Here is a 25,579-nt window from a genome sequence, read left to right as displayed (position 1 = left end):
GCACAGGTTCGGGCGGGGTTGCCTGCGGCCGGTCCGGAGTGAGCCAACTCACTGGCCTCAACAAGCGCGGCAAAACGGGCATTCAACTCAACCGTGCGCCAACCGGCCGCCGGTGGGGAGGGCTTCGGGTGTCGAGCGGCGGGAGGAGGGAAGCGGGAGGGGGTGGGTGGCCGGGGAGGTGTCTGCCGCGCCCGTCGGACGGGCGTGCGCGGACCGGTGCGGACGGGTGTGGGTGGACCGGCGTGGGTGGGCGGGTGTGGACCGGTGCGGGCGCGTGTGTCGATTGGGTGACGTTCTCGAAGTGCGGGCCGTTGGGAGGAGTGGTGGGATCTTCGGTGGCGGCTTCCGGCCCGTTCGCCCGCCGGGTCCGGCTCATCTCCTCTGGCGACATCAATCAAAATCTGCTCATATCACCTGATCAAAAACATACCGTTCATGATCCGATACCGACCGGCCTGTAACGGTGGGCGCTAGCGGTGATCGAAACGTGACCGGATACGCTGACTTGAGTGGTGGCAGCGACCTATCGACAAACCAGGTAATCGCCAGTAGACACCAGCAGACAGGAGACCCCTCGTGACCGTCGTCGGGCCGTTCGGGCTGAGCGTGCGGGACCAGGCTCTGGAAGCCGATGTCCAGGCCGGATTGGTTGCTGTCGAGGAAGGGTTGCTTGAGGCAACCAAAAGCGAGGTGCCGTTCATCACGGAGGCCGCCCAGCACCTGGTGCGGGCCGGCGGGAAACGGTTCCGTCCGCTGCTGGTGATGCTCTCGGCCCAGTTCGGCGACCCCTATGCCCCCGGGATCGTGCCCTCGGCCGTGGTGGTGGAGCTGACCCACCTCGCCACGCTGTACCACGACGACGTGATGGACGAGGCCGCCGTGCGGCGCGGGGTGCCCAGCGCGAACACCCGCTGGGGCAACTCGGTCGCGGTCCTCACCGGCGACTTCCTGTTCGCCCGCGCCTCGCAGATCCTCGCCGACCTCGGCCCCGAGGCGGTCCGCGTCCAGGCCCTCGCGTTCGAGCGACTGGTCACCGGTCAGATCCTGGAGACGGCCGGTCCGCAGGACGGCCGCGACCCGGTCGACCACTACCTGGACGTACTGGGCGGCAAGACGGGCTCGCTGGTGGCCGTCTCCTGCCGGTTCGGCGCGATGATGTCCGGTGCCGACGAGACGGTGGTGGACGTGCTGACCCAGTACGGCGAGCGGCTCGGCGTCGCCTTCCAGCTCGCGGACGACGTCCTGGACATCGCCTCCGACTCCGACGAGTCCGGCAAGACGCCCGGCACCGACCTGCGCGAGGGCATCCCCACCCTGCCCGTGCTGCGGCTGCGCGAGCGGGCGGCCCGGCTGGGGCTCGCCGAGGACATCGCGCTGTGCGAGCTGCTCGACTCCGACCTGAGCGACGACGCGCGGCACGCCGAGGCGCTGCGCCTGCTGCGCGCCCACCCCGCGCTGGAGCAGGCCCGCAAGGACACCGTCCGGTACGCCAAGGACGCCCGGGCCGCGCTGGCCCCGCTGCGGGAGTGCGACGCGAAGGCCGCGCTGATCGAGCTGTGCGACGCGGTGGTCCACCGGGCCGGCTGACCACTCCGCGGTCCGTTGCGCGCCGTCCCTCGCCTGCCGCCTGGCGCGTGTCTCCTGCCGCCTGGCGTGTGTCTCCTGTCGTGCGTCACCCGCCGCGTCCTGGCCGTGACGTGCGTCACGCGCGGGACCGCTCGCTGCCGGGTGGCGTACAGCCGCCCCTACGGGCCGGGGGAGCCGTCACCCCTCCGTGTCATCCCGCAGGAGTAGGCGGAGTTGAGCCCGCGGTCTGACGCTTGTGCTCCGGTGATTTGGTCAGATGGACACCACGGAAAACACCAATCCTCACCGATTCGGGTGAGAATGGCGGCTCACGGGTGAACGAGTGCGAGGTCGCGAGACAGCCGCCGCCGACGACGGAGGTAGGGCACACATGGCACCGATCGATTCCGACGACAACACGACCGCCGGGGAGGGCGAGGAGCTGCGGGCCGGACGGCGCAAGGCCGCACGGTACGTCGTCCCGGTCGCGGTGATGGGAGTGGCGGCCGCGACGATCGGGCTCGTCCCCGCGCTCGCCGACTCCGGCGACCCCGACCTGCCGAAGGTCACGGCGGAGCAGCTCATAGAGAAGATCGCCAAGTCGGACGTCCAGCAGCTGTCCGGCACCGTGCGCATCAACACCGACCTGGGTCTGCCGGACCTTGGCGGGCTGGAGAGCGGCCTGATGTCCGGAATGTCCGGCAGTCCGGGCTCCGGTGGGGACGGCGAGGGCTCCGCGGCCGACCCGTCGGCCAAGCTCACCGAGCTGGTGTCCGGCAGCCACACGCTGCGCGTCGCGGCCGACGGCCCCGACCGGCAGAAGCTCTCCCTGCTGGAGAACGCCGCCGAGTACAGCCTGATCCACAACGGCAAGGACGTCTGGGGCTACGACAGCGGGTCCAACGAGGTCTACCACTCCACCGCCGCCGACAGCGCCGAGCGGCCGGGCAAGGACGCGCCGGGCAAGGACGTGCCGGCCACCCCGAAGGACTTCGCCGACAAGGCGCTCAAGTCGATCGACGACACCACGTCCGTGACCGTCGGCGGCACCGCGCAGGTGGCGGGCCGGGACGCCTACCGCCTGGTCGTCGAGCCCAAGCAGGACGGTTCCACGGTCGGCGCGATCACCGTGGCCGTGGACGCCGAGACCGGCACCCCGCTGAAGTTCACCCTGACCCCGGCGAGCGGAGGCGCCGCCGTCGTGGACGTGGGCTTCACCAAGGTCAGCTTCGCGAAGCCGGACGCGTCGACGTTCGACTTCACGCCGCCCGAGGGCGCGAAGGTCACCGAGGGCGACGAGGCCGGCAAGCGGGCCGAGGCCCCCGAGCACGGGCGCGAGGCCGAGGGCGACCTCGCCAAGGGGATGGACGGCCTCAAGGTCGTCGGCGAGGGCTGGAACTCGATCGCCACCTTCGACACCGGTGCCGGGGGCGGCCTGCCCACGCCGTCCGCGGGCGGCGACCTCGGCGGCTTCCTCGGCTCCTTCGGCGACCAGGTCAAGGGCGACTTCGGCTCGGGTACGGTCTTCAAGACCCGCCTGGTCAACGCCCTGATCACGGACGACGGCAAGGTCTACGCCGGTGCGGTCACCAAGGACGCGCTGGTGAAGGCGGCCGACGCCGCCCAGTAGGACCTGCGCAGCATCCCCACCCGTACGGCGAAGAGGACGAAAGAGGGAGCCGATGGCCGAACCGTCCGCCGCGGAACCGGAGCGCCCGGACCAGGAGAGCGCGGATGACGCCGTCATCGCCACCCGCGCGCTCACCAAGCGCTACCGCGGCGGACAGCTCGCCGTCGACGGTCTGGACCTGACCGTCCCGGCGGGCAGCGTCTTCGGCTTCCTCGGGCCCAACGGCTCCGGCAAGACCACCACCATCCGCATGCTGATGGGGCTGATCGAACCCACCTCGGGCAGCGCCCGGGTCCTCGGCCGGCCCATGCCGCGCGCGTCCCGCGCCGTACTGCCCCGGGTCGGCGCCCTCATCGAGGGCCCGGCCCTGTACGGCTTCCTCTCCGGGCGCGACAACCTGCTGCGCTACGACGCCGCCGACCCGACCGCCGACCCCCGCACCCGGCGCGAGCGCGTCGCGGCGGCGCTGGACCGGGTGGGCCTCGCGGCCGCCGGCGGCAAGAAGGCGAAGGCGTACTCGCTCGGCATGAAGCAGCGGCTGGGTCTCGCCGCGGCGCTGCTCCAGCCGCGCCGCCTGCTCGTCCTGGACGAGCCGACCAACGGACTCGACCCCCAGGGCATGCGTGAGATCCGCACCCTCGTGCGCGAACTGGCCTCCGACGGCACCACCGTCTTCCTCTCCTCCCACCTGCTGGACGAGATCGAGCAGGTGTGCACCCACGCCGCCGTGATGGCGCAGGGGCGGCTGATCACCCAGGGCGCGGTCGCCGACCTGGCGGCCGGGGCGCGCGGCCGGCTGGTGGTGACCACGCCGGACGCGGGCGAGGCCGCCCGGGTGCTGAAGGAGCAGGGGGCCGCGGACGTGGTCGTCGACGGGGACCGGGTGACGGCCGAGCCGCCGGAGCGCGACCTCGCCGAGGTGAACGCGGCCCTGGTCGCGGCCCGGGTCCGGGTCCGGGGCTTCGTGCTGGAACGGGCCTCGCTGGAGGACGCGTTCGTGGCGCTGACCGGGGAGGGCTTCGATGTCGCGGGCTGATGTGCGGGACGAGCCGATGGGGGAGCCCCAGGTCACGGCGTCGCGGGCGGCGCCGGACCCGGCTGCCGCGCGGAAGCCGGGTCCGCTGTGGTCCCTCGGGCTGCTCCGCAGCGAGCTGCTGACCACCTTCCGGCGCTGGCGCACCCTCGCCCTGCTGGCCGTGCTCGCCGCCGTACCGGTCCTGGTGGGCATCGCCGTGAAGATCGAGACGAGCGACGGGTCCTCGCCCGGCGGCGGTGGCGGTGGCGGCGCGGGACCGGCTTTCATCTCGCAGGTCAGCAACAACGGGCTGTTCCTGGTCTTCACCGCGCTCGCCGCCACCCTCCCGTTCTTCCTGCCGATGGCCATCGGCGTCGTAGCGGGCGACGCGATCGCGGGCGAGTCGAGCGCGGGCACGCTCCGCTACCTCCTGGTCGCCCCGGCCGGCCGGTCCCGGCTGCTGCTCACCAAGTACGCGACGGTGATCGCCTTCTGCCTCGCCGCCACCCTGGTGGTCGCGGTCTCGGCGCTCGCGGTCGGCGCGCTGCTGTTTCCCGTCGGCGACCTGATCACCATCTCCGGCACCCGGATCACCTACGCCGAGGGCCTGGGCCGGGCGCTGCTGATCGCCCTCGTCGTGGCCGCCTCACTGGTCGGCATCGCGGCTCTGGGCCTGTTCGTCTCCACCCTGACGAGCAGCGGCATCGCGGCGATGGCCACCACGGTCGGACTGCTGATCACCGTCCAGATCCTCGACCAGATCCCGCAGCTCGACGCCCTCCAGCCGTACTTCTTCTCGCACTACTGGCTCTCCTTCGCCGACGTGATGCGCGAACCGGTCTACTGGGACGACCTGGTGAAGAACCTCGGCCTCCAGGCCCTCTACGCGGCGGTCTTCGGCTCGGCGGCCTGGGCCCGGTTCACGACCAAGGACATCACCGCGTAGCCCCGGCCTCCGCCTCCTCGTACGCGAACCGCGCGAACGACGCCTCCGGGCGGCGTGACCTCCTGGAACGAGCCTGTGACACCCCGGTGACGCGAGAACCGGGAGCGAGCGGAGAGACTCGACGGTAGGTGTAAGACAGGCATGACAGGCTCTGGACGGCAGGGAACGGGAACCGCCGACGGAAGCCGCCGATGAGTGGGGGAACGATGTCTCGACTCGGCCGCGACGAACAGCGGGAGCACGAGCGCGCCGAGGGCTCGCCCGATCCCGCGACGACGCCGATCGACGTCCGCGTGCCGGAGGGCGACTTCGGCGCACGCGGGGCCACGGTCGACGGTTCACCGGTCGTCGCCGCCCCGGGCGAGGAGATCCAGAACGCCGTCCTGAACCGCCTCCACCGCCTCGCCCTCGCCGCCGGTCACCCCGTCCTCGCCACGATCCACGACCGTCGCCTCGGCTACTCCGTTCCCCTCCGGGTCGATCCGGACGGCTCCAGCCACCTCGCGGCGGAACCGGTGCCGACGGCACCCGAGGAGGCATCGGTGCAGGCGCCTCCGGAGGCGTCCGTGGAGGCGCCCGCGGAAGCACCCGTACCGCAGGACCGGCTCACGCACGTCCTGCGCGCGGTGGCGCCGGTCCGGGACAGTGCGCCGACGTTCACGCTGCGCGCCCTGCCGGAACCGGCCGGGAGCACGCCACCCGGCACGGTGGCGCCGCCGGCGGGTGAGTTCGGGCCGCCGCCCCGCATGGACGCCGCTTCCACGGCCGGCACCTTGCAGGACACGGGGCCGCGGCCGACACCCGGCCCCTTCGCCACCGCGCCGGAGCCGACTCCCGCACCCGCACCCCTACCGGTTCCGGTTCCGATACCGGAGCCGATCCCGGCACCGGTACGGGCCCCCGAGCCGACCCACGCCCCCGCCGCCGAGCCGGAAACCGCCTCCGTCCCCGACCTCGGCCCCCGCCCCGGCGCGTACTCCGATCCCGACCCCAAGCCCACGCCGGCCCGCGGCTTCGACGCCGTGGCCGAGGCCGTGCTCGGGGACGCCCCGCTCACCGCGCCCGGCGACGTCACCGCCCCCGCCCTGCTCGCGGAGCCGACGCTGCGCATCAACGAGGCCGTCAAGGAGGGGCGTACGGAGGTCGCGGCGCGGCTGGCGGAGGAGACGGTGACGGAGGCCTCGCGGACGCTGGGACCGGAGCACGCCGAGGTCCTCCGGCTCCGTGAACTCACGGCGTACATCGCCTACTTGTCGGGCGATCCGGACCGGGCCTTCCAGCTCTCCCTCGACCTCGCCCGGATACACCGGCGCTCGGGCGACGCCGAGGCCGCGTACGGCAACGTCCAGAGCGCGGCGACCGCCTGGCGTGCCGTACGCGACCCCGCACGGGGCCTGGAGCTGGGGGACGACCTGGTCGGCCTGTGGGACGAGCTCGCCGCCGAGGACGGCCCGGCCGCCGAGGACGCCGAGGAACTGCGCTCCGCCCGCGCCCGCATGGGCCGCCTCACCCGACGCGTCGGCGCCCAGGCGGGCTGACGCCGGCCGGGAGGGCGCAGTGGGGGCCCTCCCGCCCTGACGGCACCGGCGCCGGGGGCCCGTCCGTCCTACTGCGACAGTTCCCAGACCGCGTACGCGATGGCGTCGCTGTTGCGGTTCAGGGCGGTGTCGTTGATGTTGGCGGTCGTGTCGCAGGACGAGTGGTAGCAGCGGTCGAACGGCTGGCCCGCGGTGCCGCCCCACTTGGCCGCCTGCGCGGACGTCTTGCGGTAGTCCGCGCCGCTGAAGAGACCGCCCACGGGGACGCCCGCGTTCTTGAAGGGCGCGTGGTCGGAGCGTCCGTCGCCCTCGGTCTCGATCTCCGTGGAAATGCCCAGACCGGCGAAGTAGTCCTTGAAGGTCTTCTCGATCGTGGGATCGTCGTCGTAGACGAAGTAGCCGGGGTTGGGCGAGCCGATCATGTCGAAGTTCAGATAGCCGCTGATCTTCGCGCGCTCGGCGGAGCCGAGGCTGTTGACGTAGTAGCGGGAGCCGACGAGTCCCAGCTCCTCCGCGCCCCACCAGGCGAAGCGCAGGTGCTTGGCGGGCTGGTACCCGGACCGGGCGACGGCGAGCGCGGTCTCCAGGACGGCCGAGGAGCCGGAGCCGTTGTCGTTGATGCCGGGCCCGGAGGTGACGCTGTCCAGATGTGACCCGGCCATGACAACCTGACTCGCGTCGCCGCCCGGCCAGTCCGCTATCAGGTTGTACCCGGTGCGGCCCGAGGCGGTGAACTGCTGGACGCGGGTGGTGAATCCGGCCGCGTCCAGCTTGGCCTTCACGTAGTTGAGCGAGGCCTGGTAGCCGGCGCGGCCGTGGGCGCGGTTGCCGCCGTTCGCCGTGGCGATCGACTGCAGTTGCGAGAGATGGGCCTTGACGTTGGCTATCGGTATGTCGGGTGCGGCAGCGGCGGTGGCAGAGGCGGTGGGGTGCGCGGGCGCGGTCGCCGCGCCCGCGGCGGAACCGCCGGTCACCAGTGTGGCGACGGCGACGGCTCCGGCCGTCAGCGCACGCCCGGAAAGGAGGAGCTTCATGTGGGGGGCTCCGGATTCCTAGGGGGTCCCTGGGGTGGGGACTCCGCAGTGAATGGGGTGCCTGGATGGTGCGGGCGGGACTGACCGCCCGTCAAGACCGCTATTCGGCCACGGTGTCACACATACCGGAAGCGGCCCGGTCGGCCCCTGTCGTGCCCGGCCGGTCCTAGTGGACGCAGAACTCGTTCCCCTCGGGGTCCGTCATCACCACCCACTCCCCGCCCGGCTCCTTCACCTGCCGCTGCACGCTCGCCCCCAGCGCCTGGAGCCGGGCGACCTCCTCCTCGCGCCGGCCGTCCGGCGCGTGCACGTCGAGGTGGACCCGGTTCTTGACCGTCTTGGCCTCCGGCACGCGCTGGAACAGCAGCCGCCGCCCCAGCCCGGTGCCGCTCTCCTCCTGGAAGGGGTCGTCGGGATGGCGCACGGCGGCCAGGTCCCGCCAGGCGCGGCGGCCGTGGGACTCGACCGTCAACTCCGCCGGTACCGCCCCGAAGCCCAGCAGTTTCTCGATGAGCGCGCTGTTGTCCTCCACCTCGTAGTGCAGGGCCGCGGCCCAGAAGTCCGCCTGGGCGTGCGGGGCGCCCGCGTCGATGACGATCTTGACGTGCAGAGGAGCCGGTCTTGAGGTCGATGCCATGTAACCACTTATACTGGTTGCATGACCGAGCGGGCAGCGGAATCGCCGGAATCGCCGAAGTCGGCCCCGGGCCGTCCCCCCGGACTGACGCTGGTGTCGTCCCAGGGCACGTCGTACCGCTTCGACCCGGGTGCGCTCTGCCTCGAACTGCTGCCGACGGGAGGGCCGGGCGCCTTCGCCCGCTGGGAGGTGCTGCACGAGCCCGCCGACCTGATGACCTGGGCCGGCCAGAGCCGGCTGCCGGACGGGCTGGACCTGTCGGTGGACCGGACGGACGTGGAACGGGCCAGGGCCCTGCGCGACGCCCTCTTCCTCCTCGCCGCGGACCGCGCCCACGGGCGACCGCTCCGCCCCGCCCACCTGGACGTCGTCAACGCCGCCGCGGCCGCGCCCCCGCTCGTCACCCGGCTCGAACCGGACGGCACGCGCGGCTGGGCCCCGGGCGCCGACGGGTCCCGGCTGCTGTCGACCGTGGCGCGCGACGCGATCGAGCTGTTCACCGGTCCGTACGCGGACCGCATCCGCGAGTGCGGTGCCCACACCTGCTACTTGCTGTTCGTCGACACCTCACGTCCCGGCCGCCGCCGCTGGTGCGCGATGGAACACTGCGGCAACCGGGAGAAGGTCCGTGCCCACCGCGCCCGGCGGGCGCCGAACGAGCACTGACCCGGTCCTCACGAGGTGCCGCTACGGCTGCCCCGCCCTGGTGCCGTGCTGCTGCTGGGGCGCGTCGGTGGAATCGGTCACCGGGGTCCCGGCGGCCACCACCCCCGACTCGCGCGCGACGGCGTCCGCCTTGACCGGCGTTACGCCCGTGCCCGTCCGGTCCAACTGCTCCCGCAGCGCACGCGCGGTCCGCCGGGCCGTGCGCAGCGCGTCCCAGGTGAGCAGCGTCAGGGCCAGCCAGACCAGCCCGAAGCCCGCCCAGCGCTCGGGCGGCATGGCCTCGTGGAAGTACAGGACGCCGAGCGCGAACTGGAAGACCGGCGCCAGGTACTGCAGCAGCCCCAGCGTGGACAGCGGTACGCGGATCGCCGCCGCGCCGAAGCAGACCAGGGGGATCGCGGTGACGATGCCGGTCGCGGCGAGCAGGGCCGAGTGCCCGAGCCCCTCGGTGGTGAAGGTCGACTCGCCCCGGGCGCCCAGCCACAGCAGATATCCGAGCGCCGGCAGGAACTGGATCGCCGTCTCCGCGGCCAGCGACTCGACGCCACCGAGGTTGACCTTCTTCTTCACCAGTCCGTAGGTGGCGAAGGAGAAGGCGAGGCAGAGCGAGATCCACGGCGGCTGGCCGTAGCCGATGGTGAGGACGAGCACGGCCGCGAAGCCGGTGCCGACCGCCGCCCACTGCGCGGGCCGCAGCCGCTCCTTGAGCAGCAGCACGCCCATCGCGATGGTGACCAGCGGGTTGATGAAGTACCCGAGCGAGGCCTCGACGACGTGGCCGCTGTTCACGGCCCAGATGTAGACGCCCCAGTTGACGGTGATGACCGCCGCGGCGACCGTGACCAGGGCGAGCTTGCGCGGCTGCCGCAGCAGCTCGCCGGCCCAGGCCCAGCGCCGTACGAAGAGCAGGGCGACGGCGACGAAGGCGAGGGACCACACCATCCGGTGGGCGAGGATCTCCCCGGCCCCGGCGGGCTTGAGCAGCGGCCAGAACAGCGGGACGAGACCCCACATCCCGTACGCCGCGAAGCCGTTCAGCAGGCCTATTCGCTGATCACTCCTGGACGACCCGGCCACGGGCACCTCCTTCTCGCACACGGCATGCCGGGGACGGGGAGGCATGCCAGGACGAAGGTAACGCCGCACCCGGCCGCCTGTCATGCCCGTATCGGAATACGGTCATGACAGGCGGGAGGGGGGCCGGTGAGGGCGGAGGTCAGCCCTTGAGCGCGGCGGCGACGGCCTCCGCGAGCGGCGTCGTCGGGCGGCCGGCCAGTCGGGACAGGTCGCCGGTGGAGACGACCAGCTCGCCCTTGGCGATGGCGGCGTCCACGCCCGCGAAGACGTCCGCGAGCGGCCCGGGCACCCCGGCGCCGGTCAGGATGCCGGTGTAGTCCTCGATGGAGACGGGGTTGTAGACGATCTCCTTGCCCGTCTGCCGGCTCAGCTCGGCGGCGTACTCGGCGAAGCTCCAGGCCTCGTCGCCGCCCAGCTCGTACGCCGTGTTCTCGTGGCCCTCGCCGGTCAGTACGGCGACGGCGGCGGCCGCGTAGTCGGCGCGGGAGGCGGAGGAGACCCGGCCCTCGCCGGCCGCCTGCACGACGGCGCCGTGCTCCAGGACCGGGGCGAGCTGCTCGGTGTAGTTCTCGTGGTACCAGCCGTTGCGCAGCAGCACGTACGGCACGCCCGAACCGACCAGCACCTCCTCGGTGGCGCGGTGGTCGTCGGCGAGCGCGGCCTTGAGGCTGCTGGGGGCGCTGGTGTAGGCGAGCAGGGCGACGCCGGCCTTCTTCGCCGCGTCGATGACGATCGTGTGCTGCCGCACGCGGCCCTTGTCGAACTCGTTCCCGGAGATCAGCAGCACCCGGTCGCCGGCCGCGAACAGGTCGTCGAAGGTCTCGGGGGAGTTGTAGTCGGCGACCGCGAGCCGTACGCCGCGGGCGGCGAGGTCGGCGGCCCTCTCGCGGTCCCGGACGACGGCGGTGACCTGGTCGGCCGGCACCTTCTCCAGCAGTTGCCGCACGACGTGGCGGCCGAGGTGTCCGGTGGCTCCGGTGACGACGATGCTCATGGCTTCAGTGCTCCTTGGGGGGTGTGGTGCCACTAACCCTAGGCGCTGCGCTAACTGATGGAAAGTGCCTACTTTGAAGTAATGGACTTACCTCCAGGTAAGGCAAAGGGCCCGGACGCCTCCCGCCCGGGCCCTTGTGTGCTGTGAACGGCGGCCCGTCAGCCGACGACCGTCCAGGTGTCGTTGCCGGCGAGCAGCGCGGCGAGGTCACCCTTGCCGTTCTGCTCGACGGCGGTGTCGAGCTGGTCGGACATGAGCGTGTCGTAGACCGGCCGCTCGACGGAGCGCAGGACGCCGATCGGGGTGTGGTGCAGGGTGTCCGGGTCGGCGAGGCGGGAGAGCGCGAAGGCCGTGGTCGGGGACGCGGCGTGGGCGTCGTGGACCAGGATGTCCGCCTCGTTGCCCGCGGTGACGGTGACGACCTCCAGATCGCCGGTGCGCGGGTTGCGTACGACGCCCTTGGCGCTGTCGGCGCCGAAGCGGATCGGCTGCCCGTGCTCCAGGCGGATCACCGCCTCTTCGGCCTGCTCCCTGTCCTTGAGGGCGTCGAAGGCGCCGTCGTTGAAGATGTTGCAGTTCTGGTAGATCTCGATCAGGGCCGTGCCGGGGTGCTCGGCGGCCTGCCGCAGGACCTCGGTGAGGTGCTTGCGGTCCGAGTCGACGGTCCGGGCGACGAAGGACGCCTCCGCGCCGAGGGCGAGGGAGACCGGGTTGAAGGGCGCGTCCAGCGACCCCATCGGCGTCGACTTGGTGATCTTGCCGACCTCGGAGGTCGGGGAGTACTGGCCCTTGGTCAGGCCGTAGATCCGGTTGTTGAACAGCAGGATCTTGAGGTTGACGTTGCGGCGCAGGGCGTGGACGAGGTGGTTGCCGCCGATCGACAGCGCGTCGCCGTCACCGGTGACGACCCACACGGACAGGTCCCGGCGGGAGGCGGCGAGGCCGGTGGCGATGGCGGGGGCGCGGCCGTGGATGGAGTGCATCCCGTAGGTGTTCATGTAGTACGGGAAGCGGGAGGAGCAGCCGATGCCGGAGACGAAGACGATGTTCTCCTTCGCCAGGCCGAGCTGGGGCATGAAGCCCTGCACAGCGGCGAGGATGGCGTAGTCGCCGCAGCCGGGGCACCAGCGCACTTCCTGATCGGACTTGAAGTCCTTCATGGACTGCTTGCCCTCGGCCCTGGGAACGAGCTGGAGCAGTGCGTTGGTGTCAGCCATCGATGGTCTCCTTCAGGACGGTGGCGAGCTGTTCCGCCTTGAACGGCATGCCGTTGACCTGGTTGTACGACTGGGCGTCGACCAGGTACTTCGCCCGGACCAGGGTGGCGAGCTGCCCGAGGTTCATCTCCGGGACCACCACCTTGTCGTACCCCTTCAGCACCGCGCCGAGGTTGGCCGGGAAGGGGTTGAGGTGGCGCAGGTGGGCCTGGGCGATTCGGCCGCCCTCCTTGCGGATCCGCCGCACCGCCGCCGTGATCGGCCCGTACGTCGAGCCCCAGCCCAGCACCAGGGTCCGCGCGCCGTCCGGGTCGTCGACCTCCAGGTCGGGGACCTCGATGCCGTCGACCTTGGCCTGCCGAGTGCGGACCATGAAGTCGTGGTTGGCCGGGTCGTAGGAGATGTTGCCGGTGCCGTCCTGCTTCTCGATGCCGCCGATCCGGTGCTCCAGACCCGGCGTGCCCGGCACCGCCCACGGACGGGCCAGGGTCTGCGGATCACGCTTGTAGGGCCAGAACACCTCGGTGCCGTCGTCCAGCGTGTGGTTCGGGCCCTGCGCGAACCGCACCGCCAGGTCGGGCAGCTCGTCCTGCTCGGGGATCCGCCACGGTTCGGAGCCGTTGGCCAGGTAGCCGTCGGACAGGAGGAAGACCGGCGTCCGGTACGTCAGCGCGATCCGAGCGGCCTCCAGGGCGGCGTCGAAGCAGTCGGCCGGGGTGCGCGGGGCGACGACCGGGACCGGCGCCTCGCCGTTGCGCCCGTACATCGCCTGCAACAGGTCGGCCTGCTCCGTCTTGGTCGGCAGACCCGTCGACGGGCCGCCGCGCTGGATGTCCACCACCAGCAGCGGCAGCTCCAGACTCACCGCGAGCCCGATCGTCTCGCTCTTGAGCGCCACCCCCGGACCGCTCGTCGTCGTCACCGCCAGCGACCCGCCGAAGGCCGCCCCCAGCGCCGCACCGATCCCGGCAATCTCGTCCTCCGCCTGGAAGGTGCGCACGCCGAAGTTCTTGTGCCGGGACAGCTCGTGCAGGATGTCGGACGCCGGGGTGATCGGGTACGAGCCCAGGAACAGCGGCAGATCCGCCTGCCGGGAGGCGGCGATCAGGCCGTAGGCCAGGGCCAGGTTCCCGGAGATGTTGCGGTAGGTGCCGGGCGGGAACGCCGTCGCCGCCGGCGCCACCTCGTAGGAGACCGCGAAGTCCTCCGTGGTCTCACCGAAGTTCCAGCCCGCGCGGTAGGCCGCGATGTTGGCGGCGGCGATGTCCGGCTTCTTCGCGAACTTCGACTTCAGGAACCTCTCCGTGCCCTCGGTGGGCCGGTGGTACATCCACGACAGCAGCCCGAGCGCGAACATGTTCTTGCTGCGCTCGGCCTCCTTGCGGCTGAGGTCGAACTCCTTGAGCGCCTCGACGGTCAGCGTCGTCAACGGCACCGGATGCAGGTGGAACCCGTCGAGGGAGCCGTCCTCCAGCGGAGAGGTGTCGTAGCCGACCTTCTGCATCGCCCGCCGGGTGAACTCGTCCGTGTTCACGATGATCTCGGCGCCGCGCGGCAGATCACCCACGTTCGCCTTCAGCGCGGCCGGGTTCATCGCCACCAGCACGTTGGGTGCGTCACCCGGCGTGAGGATGTCGTGGTCGGCGAAGTGCAACTGGAAGGAAGAGACGCCCGGCAGGGTGCCGGCGGGGGCCCGGATCTCGGCCGGGAAGTTCGGCAGCGTCGACAAGTCGTTGCCGAACGACGCCGTCTCCGAGGTGAAACGGTCGCCGGTGAGCTGCATCCCGTCGCCCGAGTCCCCCGCGAACCTGATGATCACTCGGTCCAGCCGGCGGACGTCCTTCGCCCCGACCGGTTTGCGCTGCGCTCCCACGACGGACTCGTCGGTACCGTCGGCCTGCTCCGCTGGGCTGCTGACCTGGCTGGTCACTTACTGGACCTCCCTAGGGACGGCTGTCCGGGGACTGGTCTCCCACCGACCGTCCCAGGATCAACCCTACGTCCGCACGCCATGACTTCCGGTGGACATTCGCATGATGGACACGACTTCGAGATGGCCCACAGCCCTGGAATCCCACGGCTTTCCCGCCCCCCGGCACCGTGGAGGACGCACCCCGCCCACCCTCCGGTTTCTCATACGTCCGGATGAGCGTCCGCGCCGCCGAGCCCGCCGGTGCTTCCGAGGCGTGGGCCGGTGATGTCAGGAGTTGAGATAGGTGAGCACGGCGAGCACCCTGCGGTGATCACCGTCGCTCGGGGACAGACCCAGCTTCATGAAGATGTTGCTGACGTGCTTCTCGACGGCCCCGTCGCTCACGACGAGCTGTCGGGCGATCGCCGAGTTCGTCCGGCCCTCGGCCATGAGCCCCAGCACCTCCCGCTCTCGCGGGGTGAGCCCCGCCAGCACGTCCTGCTTGCGGCTGCGGCCGAGCAACTGCGCGACCACCTCCGGGTCCAGCGCCGTACCGCCCTGTGCCACGCGCACCACGGCGTCCACGAACTCCCGGACCTCGGCCACCCGGTCCTTGAGCAGATAGCCGACGCCCCGGCTGGAACCGGCCAGCAGCTCCGTCGCGTAGCGCTCCTCCACGTACTGGGACAGCACCAGCACGCCGAGACCGGGATGCGCCTTGCGCAGCCGCACCGAGGCCCGCACCCCCTCGTCGGTGTGCGTCGGCGGCATCCTCACGTCCGCCACCACGACGTCCGGCAGCTCGCCCTGGGCGTCCAGCTCGGTGATGGTCTTGATCAGTGCCTCACCGTCGCCGACACCGGCCACGACCTCGTGCCCGCGGTCGGTCAGCAACCGGGTCAGCCCCTCTCGGAGCAGCACTGAATCCTCGGCGATGACCACCCGCACCCTGTCCTCCACGATCTTCGGCCCCCCACAGCCCGTGCACCTGCGCGGTCCGCGCGGCCCACGCCGCGTCCACGAACCGTCCGTGCGACGGGTCCAGCATTCCAGCTTCCGGGGCCGGACGCCCTCGGGCAACGGGAAGAGAACGGGAAGTCGTGGGTGTCAGGCCGCGTTCGGCCATCCGATGGCCGGTTCTCGATCACGCCACCGGGCCGTTGCCGGGCCGCCGCGATGTCCCTCGGCCCGAGCCCCTCGGCCCGTACCGCGCGGTCCCGTGCCGTTCGAGGGCTGAGCGGCACAGGACCGGGGGCGGCGCCGCCCCCGTGCGGATCAGCCGGTGACCGGCTCGTTCCGCCACGGCAGCTCGGCCGTGATCCGCGTCGGGCCTCCGGCCGGCGAGTCCACCACGAGGATGCCGTCCACCGCGTCGAGCCGTTCCGCCAGACCAGCCAGCCCGGACCCGGCCGACGCCTGCGCGCCGCCCACGCCGTTGTCCACGACCTGGAGCATCAGCCGGTTCTCCACCCGCCACACCTCCACGGCGGCCCACGTGGCCCGCGCGTGCTTGCTGATGTTCTGGAGCAGCTCCGAGACGGTGAAGTAGGCGATGCCCTCGATCGCCGACGCCGGCCGCTCCGCCAGGTCGACCTCCACCCGCACCGGCACGGTGCAGCGCGAGGCGACCGAGGAGAGCGCCGCGTCCAGACCGCGGTCGGTCAGCACCGCCGGGTGGATGCCCCGGGCCAGGTCCCGCAGCTCCTGGAGCGCCGTCTTCACCTCGCCGTGGGCCTCGTCCACCATGACGGCCGCGGCCCGCGGGTCCTCCTTCAGCTTCTCCTTGGCCAGGCCCAGGTCCATGGCGAGGCCGACCAGTCGGGCCTGTGCCCCGTCGTGCAGGTCGCGCTCGATGCGCCGCAGGTCGGCCGCGGCCGTGTCGACCACGACCCCCCGGTCCGACTCCAGCTCCACGACCCGCGTCGCCAGCCGCGAGGGTCCGAGCAGCCCGTGCACCATGACCCGGTCCACCGTGGTCAGCGCCCGCACCAGCCATGGCGTCGCCAGGGTGAACAGCAGACCGACCAGCGCGGTCACGGTGATCTCGAAGGGGTTGTCCAGGTAGATCCGGTGCGTCTCGTCGCCGTACAGCTGGAGCCCGTCCTGGCCGGCGTACGCCGGGAACACCCAGAACCACAGCGGGTACGTCAGCATCGCCCACCCGAGCGCCCACACGTTCAGGGCGACGACGAACGAGAACACGGCCCACGGGAACTGCAGCACCGCGTACAGCAGGCTCCGCCAGGAGGTGCCGCTCTTGAGCACGGCCCCCATCCAGCCCATCGCGCCCTGCTTCCTCAGCCGCAGCGGCTCCGGGTCGGACACCCGCAGCCCCAGCAGGGCGCGGGCCCGGGCCCGCTCCATCGCCCCGAAGCCCCTGCACCCGGCGAGTGCGGCCGCCAGCACCGGCACCCCCAGGAACGTCACCAGCAGGCCCGCCCCCAGCGACACCATCGTCACGGCGTACGTGAAGAGCAGGATGCCGACCGGCAGACCCACCAGCACGTAGCCGAACTCCCGCCAGCTGCGCGCCTCGAACGGTGCCCGCAGTCCGGCCGGCAGCCGGTGGTGCCGCGTACCGGTGTCCCCGGGGAAGCCGGACCCGTTCCCGAGCCCGTAACCCTGTCCGTATTCCGTGGCCATCGGTGCCGTCCTTCTCCTCGTGGTCTGCGGCTGTGCCGTCCTACCTCCACCCTCCTCGGCCGCACCGCCACGGCCAATGGAGCCCGTCGGCGTCCGGGGAGGGGGGTTTTCCCTACCTCCTGGCGACGGAGCCCGCCGCGTCGGCCTCCGTGCGGTCGCGCCACGGCAGCTCGGCCGTGATCGTCGTCGGGCCGCCCTCCGGGGAGTCGACGAGGAAGAGACCGTCGACGGCGGACAGCCGGTCGGCGAGGCCTTTCATCCCCGTACCGCCGTCGAGGCGCGCGCCTCCGTGGCCGTCGTCCTCCACCTGCATGAGCAGTCGGTCGGACGACCGCCACACCTCCACGGAGGCCGAGCCGGCGCCACTGTGCTTGCTGACGTTCTGGAGCAGCTCCGAGACCGTGAAGTAGGCGATGCCCTCGATGGCCGCCGCGGGGCGCTCCGCCAGGTCGACGGAGACCCTGACCGGCACGGTGCAGCGGGAGGCGACCGAGGAGAGCGCCGCGTCCAGACCGCGGTCGGTCAGGACGGCCGGATGGATACCGCGGGCCAGGTCCCGCAGCTCCTGCAGGGCCAGCTTCACCTCGCCGTGCGCCTCGTCGACCATGGCCGCCGCCGCGTCGGGGTCCTCCAGGAGCTTCTCCTTCGCCAGGCCCAGACCCATCGCGAGGTTGACCAGGCGGGCCTGTGCCCCGTCGTGCAGGTCGCGCTCGATGCGCCGCAGGTCGGCCGCGGCCGTGTCGACCACGATCCCCCGGTCCGACTCCAGCTCGGCGATCCGCCGCTCCAGCTCGTCGGACGGGGACAGCAGCCCGCGCACCATGGCCCGGTCGACGTTGGCCAGGCCCCGCGCGATGAACGGCAGCACCGGCCACAGCACGATCAACGACGTCAACGTGACGACGAAGGTGGCCACGCCCCAGGGGAGCCGGATGACGTCGTACAGGACCGTGCGCCAGCCCACCGGGTCCTTCAGGGACATCCACAACTGGGCGAAGAAACCGCGCCTGCCCCGCAGCGGCAGCGGGCTCGGCTCGTCCACCCGCACGCCGAGCAGCCTCCGCGCCCGGGCCCGCTCCAGCTTGCCCAACTGCCGCGCGCCCAGCAGGCCGGCCGCCAGCAGCGGGAGCCCGATCACCGTGACCGTCAACCCGATACCGACAGACAGCGTCGTCACGACGTAGACGAAGCCGAGCAGCGCCGCCGGAAGATTCGCCAGCAGATGGGCGATCTCCTTCCAGGTGTGCCGGTCGTAGGCGAAACGGGCCGGTGGCAGGCGGTCGCCGGCCGCTGCGCCGGTGGTCCCGGCGAGGCTGGAGGTCGAGAGGCGTTCGGTCATACACGTCAGCGTGCCGTGCGGTGCGGCGCCGCGCCATGAGGTGGACCGCCGGGGCGCACTGAGGAAAACCCCACCCCCGCGTCCCAAGGTGCGACGGGCTGCTTACCGCGTCTTTATCAGGCCCTAGACTCCCGTGCGTACAGATCGTCGAACAGCGGCGTTCACGCCGTCCACGACAGGGAGCGAGGGGCGCACGTGCCGGAACCGACCCTCGGCGAGGCGACCGCCGGCGCCGTGACCACGGCCGACGCGACCGTCGGGCTCGCCGCGGACTACTTCCAGTCGTACTCGGTCGTCGGCCTGCTCGCCGTCGTGGGAGTGCTCTTCGTCGCCGTGGCCTTCGGCGCCGGACGGCTGCTGCGACCGGTGGTCCCGACGCCCGAGAAGCTGCTCACGTACGAGTGCGGCGTCGACCCCGTGGGGGAGGGCTGGGCGCACACCCAGGTCCGCTACTACGTCTACGCGTTCCTCTACGTCATCTTCGCGGTCGACTCGATCTTCCTCTTCCCCTGGGCGACGGTCTTCGCCGACCCTGGTTACGGGGCCACGACCCTCGTGGAGATGTTCATCTTCCTCGGCTTCCTCGCCGTGGGTCTGTTGTACGCATACAAGAAGGGCGTCCTGTCGTGGACGTGAACCCCGCCGAACCCGTGCCGCTCCCCGAGCCCAAGAGGCTGGGCGCGCTCGCACGCCTCGCTCCGGAGCCGATGAAGGTCGTCCTGAACTGGGGCCGCCGCTACTCGCTCTGGGTCTTCAACTTCGGCCTCGCCTGCTGCGCGATCGAGTTCATCGCCGCGTCGATGGCCCGCCACGACTTCATCCGGCTCGGCGTGATCCCGTTCGCGCCCGGCCCCCGCCAGGCCGACCTGATGGTCGTCTCGGGCACGGTGACCGACAAGATGGCACCGGCCGTCAAACGCCTGTACGAGCAGATGCCCGAGCCGAAGTACGTCATCTCCTTCGGCGCCTGCTCCAACTGCGGCGGCCCGTACTGGGACTCCTACTCCGTGACGAAGGGCGTCGACCAGATCATCCCCGTCGACGTCTACGTCCCCGGCTGCCCGCCGCGCCCCGAGGCGCTGCTCCAGGGGATCCTCAAGCTCCAGGAGAAGATCGCGCGGGAGTCGCTGGGGGAGCGGTACGGAACCTCGCCCCGGCCGTCGACCGCCGCGCTGCGCAGCGGCCTGGTACGACCGCCGGCCTCGGCTCCGGCACCGGCCCCCGACGCCGAGGAGGGCCGATGACCGCGGTCGGCTGGCTGCCCGTGGGCGCCGAGGAACTCTTCGGTCCGGACGCCACGGCGGGGGAGTCGTACGACCTCCTGACCGTCGACGTGCCGCCGACGTCCTGGATCACCGCCCTGGAGACGGCACGCGACCGGCTCGGCTGCACCTACTTCGACTGGCTGAGCGCGGTCGACGAGCCGGGCACCGGGTTCCGCGTCGCGGCCCACGTCGTCGCGCTGGGACCGGTCCGCAGGCTGCTTGTGCGTACGACCGTCCCGCACGACGCCCCGGTGCTGCCCACCGCCGTCGCGGTGTACGCGGGTGCGGCCTGGCACGAGCGCGAGACCCACGAGATGTTCGGTGTCGTCTTCGAGGACCACCCCGCGCTGGACCACCTGCTCCTGCCGGAGGGCTTCGAGGGCCACCCGCTGCGCAAGGACTTCGTCCTCGCCGCCCGCGTTGCCAAGGCCTGGCCCGGGGCCAAGGAGCCCGGCGAGTCCGATCACGGCGGTCCCCGTCGCCGGCAGATGCTGCCGCCGGGCGTCCCCGATCCCAACGAGTGGGGCCCGCTGAAGGGCCAGCTGCCTCCCGCTCCGGCCCGCCCGGCACGGGGCGCGGGGCGTGCGGCCGGGGAGCGCCCGGTCCGCGGGGCGGGCGAACGCCCCGCCCGCCGCACGCGTACGGCCGCCGAGGGCTCCGTCGGCCAGGCGGCTCCCGGCACCGAGACCCCGGCCGCGCCCCGCCGCTCCCACACGGCGGCCGAGGGCTCGGCCGGCCAGTCCTCCCCGGCCGGCGAACCGACGGCCGCACCGGCACCGCGGCGTGCCCGGAGCGCGTCGCAGGGCTCGGCCTCCCAGCGAGCGGCCGGTGCGACGGACGGGCCCGCCGCGGACACGGCGGCCGGACAGCAGGGCGCCGCCGGTACCGCCGGCCCCCGGCGTGCCCGGAGCGCGTCGCAGGGTTCGGCCTCCCAGCGAGTGGTCGGTGCGACGGACGGGCCCGCCGCGGACACGGCGGCCGGACAGCAGGGCGCCGCCGGTACCGCCGGCCCTCGGCGTGCCCGGAGCGCGTCGCAGGGTTCGGCGAGCCGGCGGGACGCCTCCGACGCCAGGCAGCCGGACGACGCGGGTTCCGGCGGCGGCACCCGGGACGGCGGCGCCCCCGCCCCCTCCTCGCCCACCGAGGAACCGGCCCCGAAGCCGACGCCCACGACACCGCGCAGCCCGGACGCGCCGTGGCACCACGCCCGCCCGGCGTTCGACGAGCCTGCCGCCGCCGGGGAGCCGGGGGCTGCCGAAGAGTCACCGACCGCCCCCGACGACGGGTCAGAGGCACCCCGCGAGCCGGAAGCCTCGCGTGAGACGGAAGCTCCCCGCGAGTCGGAAGCCCCCGGTGAGTCGGAAGCTCCTCAGGAGCCCGACGCCCCTGGTGACACCGACGACACCCCGCCGCCCGATCCGCCGAACTCCCCAGGAGGCCCGCAGTGAACGACGCGCTCGACGTCACCCTGCGCCTGCTGGTCGTCTTCGTCGTCTTCCTCGCGTTCCCCCTGATCGTCGGCCAGACCGAGCACAAGGTGATGGCCCACATGCAAGGCCGCCTGGGCCCGATGTACGCGGGTGGCTTCCACGGCTGGGCCCAGCTCGTCGCGGACGGCGTGAAGTTCGCGCAGAAGGAGGACGTGGTCCCCGCCGACGCGGACCGCCGTATCTTCCAGCTCGCCCCGGCCGTGGCCCTGCTGCCGTACCTCCTGGTCCTCCTGGCCATCCCGGTCGGGCCCGGAGAGGGCGCGGTCGGTCAGGTCGTCGACGCGGGCGTCTTCTTCGTCCTCGCCGTCATGGGCGTGGGCGTCCTCGGCTCGCTCATGGCCGGCTGGTCCTCCGCGAACAAGTTCTCCCTCCTCGGCGGCCTGCGTACCGCCGCCCAGCTCCTCGCGTACGAACTCCCGATGCTGCTGACCGCGGCCTCCGTGGCCATGGCGGCCGGCACCGTCTCCCTCGTCGGCATCCTCGACGCCTTCGAGTGGTGGTGGCTGCCCTGGCAGATCGTCGGCGCGATCGTCTTCTTCGTCGCCGGGCTGGCCGAACTGCAGCGGCCCCCGTTCGACATGCCGGTCGCCGACTCGGAGATCATCTTCGGTGCCTACACCGAGTACACCGGCCTGCGCTTCGCCCTGTTCCTCCTCGCCGAGTACGCCGGGATCGTCGTCCTGTGCGGTCTGACCACCGTCCTCTTCCTGGGCGGCTGGCACGGCCCCTGGGGCGCCGACGGCCTCGGCTGGGTGTGGACCCTGCTCAAGGCGGCCGTCCTCGCCTTCGTCGTGATCTGGCTGCGCGTCACCTACCCGCGGCTGCGCGAGGACCAGCTCCAGAAACTGTCCTGGACGCTCCTCGTCCCCCTCTCCCTCGCCCAGATCGCCCTCACCGGCATCGTCAAGGTGGTGATCGCGTAATGGCCCCCGTCCCCGGCAGCGGCCTGGCCAAGGGCCTGGCCGTCACCCTGCGCACGATGACGAGGAAGACCGTCACCGAGCAGTACCCGGACGCCCAGCCCGAACTGCCGCCCCGTACCCGCGGTGTGATCGGCCTGTTCGAGGAGAACTGCACGGTCTGCATGCTGTGCGCCCGCGAGTGCCCCGACTGGTGCATCTACATCGACTCCCACAAGGAGACGGTCCCGGCGGCCACCCCTGGCGGGCGTGACCGCAGCCGCAACGTCCTCGACCGTTTCGCCATCGACTTCTCCCTGTGCATGTACTGCGGTATCTGCATCGAGGTCTGTCCCTTCGACGCCCTGTTCTGGTCCCCGGAGTTCGAGTACGCCGAGACCGACATCCGCGAGCTCACCCACGAGCGGGACAAGCTCCGCGAGTGGATGTGGACGGTGCCGGCACCGCCCGCCCTCGACCCCGGCGCGGAGGAGCCCAAGGAACTCGCCGCCGCCCGCAAGGCCGCCGACAAGCTGGCCGCGCAGCCGCGGACGGACCAGCCCGCACAGACGGACCAGCCCGCACAGACGGACCAGCCCGGACAGACGGACCAGCCCGGACAGGCGGACCAGCCCGGACAGGAGGGCCGGTCATGACCCTCGCAGCGACCGTCGGCCACCTCACCGCGTCCGCGCACCCCACGACCACCGCCGCCGGATCCCACGGCTTCCTGTCCCCGACCGGCGTGGAGATCGCCTTCCTCCTCGTCGGCCTGGTCACCCTCGGAGCCGCCGTCATCACCGTCACCACCCGCCGGCTCGTCCACGCCGCCCTGTGGCTCGTGGTGGCCCTGGGTGGCCTCGCCGTCGAATACCTGCTGCTCACCGCCGAGTTCATCGCCTGGGTCCAGGTCCTCATCTACGTCGGTGCCGTCGTCGTCCTCATCCTGTTCGGGCTGATGCTCACCAGGGCGCCCATCGGCCGGTCCCCCGACGCCGACTCCGGCAACCGCTGGGCCGCGCTCACCGTGGCCGTGGCCTCCGCGGCGGCCCTGGTGTGGGTCGTCGTCGACGCCTTCCGCACCACCTGGATCGACCTGGACGGCCCGGCCGCAGGCTCCACCGCCGTCACCGGAGCCAGCCTGTTCCAGAACTGGGTCCTCCCCTTCGAGGCCCTCTCGGTCCTCCTCCTCGCCGCCCTGGTCGGCGCCATCGTCCTGTCCCGCAAGGCCAAGGCGGCCCGCGCGGACGAGGCGTCCCAGCCAGGAAACCCGCAGGCCGGCACTTCCCAGTCCGGCACCTCCCAGACGGGCGGTGTCCGCTGATGCACCTCGCCTATCCCGCCGTCCTCTCCGCCCTCCTGTTCTGCACCGGCCTCTACGGCGTCCTCGCGCGCCGCAACGCGATCCTGGTCCTGATGTCGGTCGAGCTGATGCTGAACGCCGTCAACCTCAACCTGGTCGCCTTCGACGTCTGGCTCAGCAGGGCCGCCGAGGAGACCCTGCACTCCGGCCAGGCCCTGACCCTGTTCACCATCGCCATCGCGGCCGCCGAGATCGGCATCGGCCTGGCGATCGTCCTCGCCGTCCACCGCAACCGCGGCACCTCGGACATCGACAGGCTCCGCGACACCGCCGAGGGTCATGAGCCCGAGGGTCCCGGCGCCGACACCCCCGCGACCGGGACGGCCGCCGAGAAGGCTGAGGCCACCGCGTGACCACGACCACCCTCGCCGTACTCGTCCCCCTCCTTCCCTTCCTCGGGGCGGCCGCCGGTCTCCTGCTGGGCCGGTCGGCGCCCGGGTTCGTCCGCCCCCTCGCCGTCCTGCCGACGCTGGCGGCCCTCGTCCTCGCCGTACTCGTAGCGGCCCGTCAGGACGGTGGCCGGGCCGTCGACGCCGTCACGGAGCTGACACCCACCGGTTCGGTCCCCGTCGAACTCGCCCTGCACATCGACGGCTTCGCCGCCCTCGTCGCCCTCCTGGTCGGCACCGTCGCCACCTGCGTGCAGATCTACTCGACGGGCTATCTCCGCGACGACCCGCGCTACGCCTCGTACGCCGCTCTCGTCTCCCTGTTCACCTCCGCGATGTTCCTCGTCGTGTACTCCGGCGACCTGATGGTGCTGCTGGTCGGCTGGGAGGTCATGGGCATCTGCTCGTACTTCCTGGTCGGCCACTACTGGGAGACCCCGGAGGCGCGCGCCGCCTCCCTCAAGGCCTTCCTGGTGACCAAGCTCGGCGACGTCCCCTTCCTGATCGGTCTGCTCGCGCTGGCGACCGAGGCCGGCTCCTTCCGCATCACCGAGATCCTCGGCGCGGTCGCGCGTGGCTCGCTCGACCACCCGACGCTGATCGCCCTGCTGCTCCTGGCCGGCGTGGCGGGCAAGTCGGCGCAGTTCCCCCTGCACACCTGGCTCCCCGACGCGATGGCGGGCCCGACGCCCGTCTCCGCGCTGATCCACGCCGCGACGATGGTCGCCGCCGGTGTGTACTTCGTCGCCCGGCTCCTTCCGCTGTTCGAGGCCTCACGGGCCGCGATGGCCGTCCTCGCCGTCATGGCCGCCGTCACGATGGTCGGCTCCGCGCTCGCCGCCCTCGCCCAGGACGACATCAAACGCGTCCTGGCCTACTCGACGATCGGACAGCTCGGCTACATGACCGGCGCCCTCGCCACCGGCGACCGGGGCGCCGCCGTCTTCCACCTCCTCACGCACGGCGCCTTCAAGGCGCTCCTGTTCCTCGCCGCCGGCGTGATCATCCACGCCGCCGGCACCAACTCGCTGGCCGCCATGTCCCGCATGCGGGGCCTGCGCGAACGCGTCCCGGACGCCTACTGGACGATGACTGTGGCCCTGCTCGCGCTCGCCGCGATCCCGCCCTTCAGCGGCTTCTTCTCCAAGGAGTCCGTCCTCGGTGCCGCGGAGCACGTCGTCACCGGCCACACCGAGCACGCGCCCGGCGCCGCGGGCTGGACCGTGCTCGTCGCCGGGCTGATCACGGCCCTGCTCACCGCCGCCTACGCGACCCGCCTGTGGCTGCTGGCCTTCCGCGGCCGAGGCGCCGAGGCCCCCGACCACGGCAGGCAGCCGTTGGTCATGAACGCCGTGCTCTGGGTGCTCGCCATCCCCTCCCTCGCCCTGGGCGGGCTCGCGTTCCGACTGCTGCCCGACTGGTTCGACGGCCTCGACCTCACCCCGACCCTCACCACTTCCGTGCTGGGCACGGGGGTGGCGCTGGTGGGCGGCATCGTCACCTACGCCGCCTGGCGGCACACCTCGGCGGTCGCGGCCCGCACCCCGCTGGGCGCCGTCGCCGCCCACCCCGAGGGCGACGCCGCCCTGGTGGAGGCCGAGGCCATCGCCGCCCACCGGCCCGCCTACGGAGACCTCGCCTCCGCGCCCGACCCGTCAGATCCGGGACGACTCCTGCTGGGTCCGGTGCACCGGCACGCGGCCGCCGGCTTCCACCTGGACGCGGTGTACACGACCCTCTTCGTCCGCCCGGTCCAAGCGGGCGCAGGCCTCGTCCGGTTCCTGGACCGCGAGGTCGTCGACACCTACGTACGTGCGGCGGGCGTGCTGCCCCGCTTGCTCGGGGCCGCCGTGCGGCGTGCCCAGACCGGCAATGTGCAGACCTATGTGAGCGCGCTGCTCGCCGGCACCGTCGTCCTCGCGGTCGCCGCCGTCCTCGTCGCCACGGGAGCGTGAGCAG

23 protein-coding genes are annotated in these 25,579 nt (G+C 72.2%); 14 read left to right on the top strand and 9 right to left on the bottom strand.

Going from position 1 to position 25,579, the window contains the following annotated elements; genetic code table 11:
* Positions 1 to 576: 576 nt before the first annotated feature.
* From ACZ56V_RS03880 to ACZ56V_RS03860, 5 genes are all read left to right on the top strand, one after another.
* Positions 577 to 1,587 (top strand): polyprenyl synthetase family protein, encoded by a 1,011-nt coding sequence (locus tag ACZ56V_RS03880; RefSeq protein ID WP_356366325.1) that lies wholly within the window; start codon positions 577 to 579, stop codon positions 1,585 to 1,587.
* A gap of 370 nt (positions 1,588 to 1,957) precedes the next feature.
* On the top strand, positions 1,958 to 3,196 hold the full coding sequence (locus ACZ56V_RS03875) for a LolA family protein (RefSeq protein ID WP_467382441.1): 1,239 nt from the start codon (positions 1,958 to 1,960) through the stop codon (positions 3,194 to 3,196).
* 52 nt (positions 3,197 to 3,248) lie between these two features.
* Positions 3,249 to 4,232 carry an ABC transporter ATP-binding protein gene (locus ACZ56V_RS03870; protein ID WP_104632465.1) on the top strand — a complete coding sequence of 328 codons (984 nt, stop codon included), beginning with the start codon at positions 3,249 to 3,251 and terminating at the stop codon, positions 4,230 to 4,232.
* 16 nt (positions 4,233 to 4,248) lie between these two features.
* A complete protein-coding gene (locus ACZ56V_RS03865) occupies positions 4,249 to 5,157 on the top strand; it encodes an ABC transporter permease (protein ID WP_468939363.1) in 909 nt (302 codons plus the stop codon).
* A gap of 206 nt (positions 5,158 to 5,363) precedes the next feature.
* A complete protein-coding gene (locus ACZ56V_RS03860; protein WP_468938931.1) occupies positions 5,364 to 6,695 on the top strand; it encodes a tetratricopeptide repeat protein in 1,332 nt (443 codons plus the stop codon).
* A gap of 68 nt (positions 6,696 to 6,763) precedes the next feature.
* On the opposite strand, the gene ACZ56V_RS03855 is transcribed toward ACZ56V_RS03860, so the two are convergent.
* Both ACZ56V_RS03855 and ACZ56V_RS03850 read right to left on the bottom strand, forming a co-directional pair.
* Positions 6,764 to 7,729, bottom strand: coding sequence for a M28 family metallopeptidase (locus ACZ56V_RS03855; protein ID WP_398912231.1), 966 nt, complete (start codon positions 7,727 to 7,729; stop codon positions 6,764 to 6,766).
* A gap of 166 nt (positions 7,730 to 7,895) precedes the next feature.
* Entirely contained in the window at positions 7,896 to 8,366 is a 471-nt protein-coding gene (locus ACZ56V_RS03850; RefSeq protein ID WP_468938929.1) for a VOC family protein, read from the bottom strand.
* A 21-nt stretch (positions 8,367 to 8,387) separates the two neighbouring features.
* On the opposite strand from ACZ56V_RS03850, the gene ACZ56V_RS03845 reads away from it, so the two are divergent.
* A complete protein-coding gene (locus tag ACZ56V_RS03845; RefSeq protein WP_468938927.1) occupies positions 8,388 to 9,032 on the top strand; it encodes a CGNR zinc finger domain-containing protein in 645 nt (214 codons plus the stop codon).
* Positions 9,033 to 9,053: 21 nt separating this feature from the next.
* On the opposite strand, the gene rarD is transcribed toward ACZ56V_RS03845, so the two are convergent.
* From rarD to ACZ56V_RS03810, 7 genes are all read right to left on the bottom strand, one after another.
* Positions 9,054 to 10,109 carry an EamA family transporter RarD gene (gene rarD / locus ACZ56V_RS03840; protein ID WP_398912234.1) on the bottom strand — a complete coding sequence of 352 codons (1,056 nt, stop codon included), beginning with the start codon at positions 10,107 to 10,109 and terminating at the stop codon, positions 9,054 to 9,056.
* Positions 10,110 to 10,248: 139 nt separating this feature from the next.
* Positions 10,249 to 11,103 carry an SDR family oxidoreductase gene (locus ACZ56V_RS03835; protein ID WP_468938924.1) on the bottom strand — a complete coding sequence of 285 codons (855 nt, stop codon included), beginning with the start codon at positions 11,101 to 11,103 and terminating at the stop codon, positions 10,249 to 10,251.
* Positions 11,104 to 11,261: 158 nt separating this feature from the next.
* On the bottom strand, positions 11,262 to 12,320 hold the full coding sequence (locus ACZ56V_RS03830; protein ID WP_398912236.1) for a 2-oxoacid:ferredoxin oxidoreductase subunit beta: 1,059 nt from the start codon (positions 12,318 to 12,320) through the stop codon (positions 11,262 to 11,264).
* On the bottom strand, positions 12,313 to 14,250 hold the full coding sequence (locus ACZ56V_RS03825; RefSeq protein ID WP_468938921.1) for a 2-oxoacid:acceptor oxidoreductase subunit alpha: 1,938 nt from the start codon (positions 14,248 to 14,250) through the stop codon (positions 12,313 to 12,315). Before ACZ56V_RS03825 ends, ACZ56V_RS03830 begins: the two co-directional genes overlap by 8 nt.
* Positions 14,251 to 14,520: 270 nt before the next feature.
* Positions 14,521 to 15,180, bottom strand: coding sequence for a response regulator transcription factor (locus tag ACZ56V_RS03820; protein ID WP_007443820.1), 660 nt, complete (start codon positions 15,178 to 15,180; stop codon positions 14,521 to 14,523).
* Positions 15,181 to 15,507: 327 nt separating this feature from the next.
* Positions 15,508 to 16,875 carry a sensor histidine kinase gene (locus ACZ56V_RS03815; protein WP_468938918.1) on the bottom strand — a complete coding sequence of 456 codons (1,368 nt, stop codon included), beginning with the start codon at positions 16,873 to 16,875 and terminating at the stop codon, positions 15,508 to 15,510.
* A gap of 112 nt (positions 16,876 to 16,987) precedes the next feature.
* Positions 16,988 to 18,214 carry a sensor histidine kinase gene (locus ACZ56V_RS03810; protein WP_467382430.1) on the bottom strand — a complete coding sequence of 409 codons (1,227 nt, stop codon included), beginning with the start codon at positions 18,212 to 18,214 and terminating at the stop codon, positions 16,988 to 16,990.
* A 195-nt stretch (positions 18,215 to 18,409) separates the two neighbouring features.
* Here ACZ56V_RS03810 and ACZ56V_RS03805 point away from each other — a divergent pair, with 195 nt between their 5' ends.
* The 8 genes from ACZ56V_RS03805 to ACZ56V_RS03770 are packed head-to-tail and all read left to right on the top strand — an operon-like array spanning position 18,410 to position 25,575.
* The gene (locus tag ACZ56V_RS03805) at positions 18,410 to 18,850 is read left to right on the top strand and encodes an NADH-quinone oxidoreductase subunit A (protein ID WP_356366347.1); all 441 of its coding nucleotides are present in this window, start codon (positions 18,410 to 18,412) and stop codon (positions 18,848 to 18,850) included.
* Positions 18,841 to 19,458: an NADH-quinone oxidoreductase subunit B gene (locus ACZ56V_RS03800; RefSeq protein WP_468938914.1), complete on the top strand. Its 618-nt coding sequence runs from the start codon at positions 18,841 to 18,843 to the stop codon at positions 19,456 to 19,458. The genes ACZ56V_RS03805 and ACZ56V_RS03800 overlap by 10 nt, the downstream gene beginning before the upstream one ends.
* The gene (locus ACZ56V_RS03795) at positions 19,455 to 20,927 is read left to right on the top strand and encodes an NADH-quinone oxidoreductase subunit C (protein WP_468938911.1); all 1,473 of its coding nucleotides are present in this window, start codon (positions 19,455 to 19,457) and stop codon (positions 20,925 to 20,927) included. Before ACZ56V_RS03800 ends, ACZ56V_RS03795 begins: the two co-directional genes overlap by 4 nt.
* Positions 20,924 to 21,892, top strand: a complete 969-nt coding sequence (locus tag ACZ56V_RS03790; protein ID WP_003974345.1) for a complex I subunit 1/NuoH family protein — start codon at positions 20,924 to 20,926, stop codon at positions 21,890 to 21,892. The genes ACZ56V_RS03795 and ACZ56V_RS03790 overlap by 4 nt, the downstream gene beginning before the upstream one ends.
* Positions 21,892 to 22,524 (top strand): NuoI/complex I 23 kDa subunit family protein, encoded by a 633-nt coding sequence (locus ACZ56V_RS03785; protein ID WP_468938908.1) that lies wholly within the window; start codon positions 21,892 to 21,894, stop codon positions 22,522 to 22,524. The genes ACZ56V_RS03790 and ACZ56V_RS03785 overlap by 1 nt, the downstream gene beginning before the upstream one ends.
* Complete coding sequence (locus ACZ56V_RS03780) at positions 22,521 to 23,192, top strand: NADH-quinone oxidoreductase subunit J (RefSeq protein WP_398912244.1); 672 nt, start codon at positions 22,521 to 22,523, stop codon at positions 23,190 to 23,192. The genes ACZ56V_RS03785 and ACZ56V_RS03780 overlap by 4 nt, the downstream gene beginning before the upstream one ends.
* Entirely contained in the window at positions 23,192 to 23,584 is a 393-nt protein-coding gene (nuoK, locus tag ACZ56V_RS03775) for an NADH-quinone oxidoreductase subunit NuoK (protein ID WP_398912245.1), read from the top strand. The genes ACZ56V_RS03780 and nuoK overlap by 1 nt, the downstream gene beginning before the upstream one ends.
* Positions 23,581 to 25,575, top strand: coding sequence for an NADH-quinone oxidoreductase subunit L (locus ACZ56V_RS03770; protein ID WP_398912246.1), 1,995 nt, complete (start codon positions 23,581 to 23,583; stop codon positions 25,573 to 25,575). Before nuoK ends, ACZ56V_RS03770 begins: the two co-directional genes overlap by 4 nt.
* The last annotated feature ends 4 nt before the right edge of the window (positions 25,576 to 25,579 follow it).

Source organism: Streptomyces sp. NPDC034099 (assembly GCF_055575415.1).
The sequence above is the reverse complement of the archived record's forward strand: the minus strand, read 5'-3'. Positions and strand labels throughout refer to the sequence as shown.

Coding starts and splice junctions, on each gene's coding strand:
- ACZ56V_RS03875 (WP_467382441.1), top strand. CDS start 1,958: ATGGCACCGATCGATTCCGACGACAACACGACCGCCGGGGAGGGCGAG.
- ACZ56V_RS03870 (WP_104632465.1), top strand. CDS start 3,249: ATGGCCGAACCGTCCGCCGCGGAACCGGAGCGCCCGGACCAGGAGAGC.
- ACZ56V_RS03865 (WP_468939363.1), top strand. CDS start 4,249: ATGGGGGAGCCCCAGGTCACGGCGTCGCGGGCGGCGCCGGACCCGGCT.
- ACZ56V_RS03860 (WP_468938931.1), top strand. CDS start 5,364: ATGTCTCGACTCGGCCGCGACGAACAGCGGGAGCACGAGCGCGCCGAG.
- ACZ56V_RS03855 (WP_398912231.1), bottom strand. CDS start 7,729: ATGAAGCTCCTCCTTTCCGGGCGTGCGCTGACGGCCGGAGCCGTCGCC.
- ACZ56V_RS03850 (WP_468938929.1), bottom strand. CDS start 8,366: ATGGCATCGACCTCAAGACCGGCTCCTCTGCACGTCAAGATCGTCATC.
- ACZ56V_RS03845 (WP_468938927.1), top strand. CDS start 8,388: ATGACCGAGCGGGCAGCGGAATCGCCGGAATCGCCGAAGTCGGCCCCG.
- ACZ56V_RS03835 (WP_468938924.1), bottom strand. CDS start 11,103: ATGAGCATCGTCGTCACCGGAGCCACCGGACACCTCGGCCGCCACGTC.
- ACZ56V_RS03830 (WP_398912236.1), bottom strand. CDS start 12,320: ATGGCTGACACCAACGCACTGCTCCAGCTCGTTCCCAGGGCCGAGGGC.
- ACZ56V_RS03815 (WP_468938918.1), bottom strand. CDS start 16,875: ATGGCCACGGAATACGGACAGGGTTACGGGCTCGGGAACGGGTCCGGC.
- ACZ56V_RS03810 (WP_467382430.1), bottom strand. CDS start 18,214: ATGACCGAACGCCTCTCGACCTCCAGCCTCGCCGGGACCACCGGCGCA.
- ACZ56V_RS03795 (WP_468938911.1), top strand. CDS start 19,455: ATGACCGCGGTCGGCTGGCTGCCCGTGGGCGCCGAGGAACTCTTCGGT.
- ACZ56V_RS03785 (WP_468938908.1), top strand. CDS start 21,892: ATGGCCCCCGTCCCCGGCAGCGGCCTGGCCAAGGGCCTGGCCGTCACC.
- ACZ56V_RS03780 (WP_398912244.1), top strand. CDS start 22,521: ATGACCCTCGCAGCGACCGTCGGCCACCTCACCGCGTCCGCGCACCCC.
- nuoK (WP_398912245.1), top strand. CDS start 23,192: ATGCACCTCGCCTATCCCGCCGTCCTCTCCGCCCTCCTGTTCTGCACC.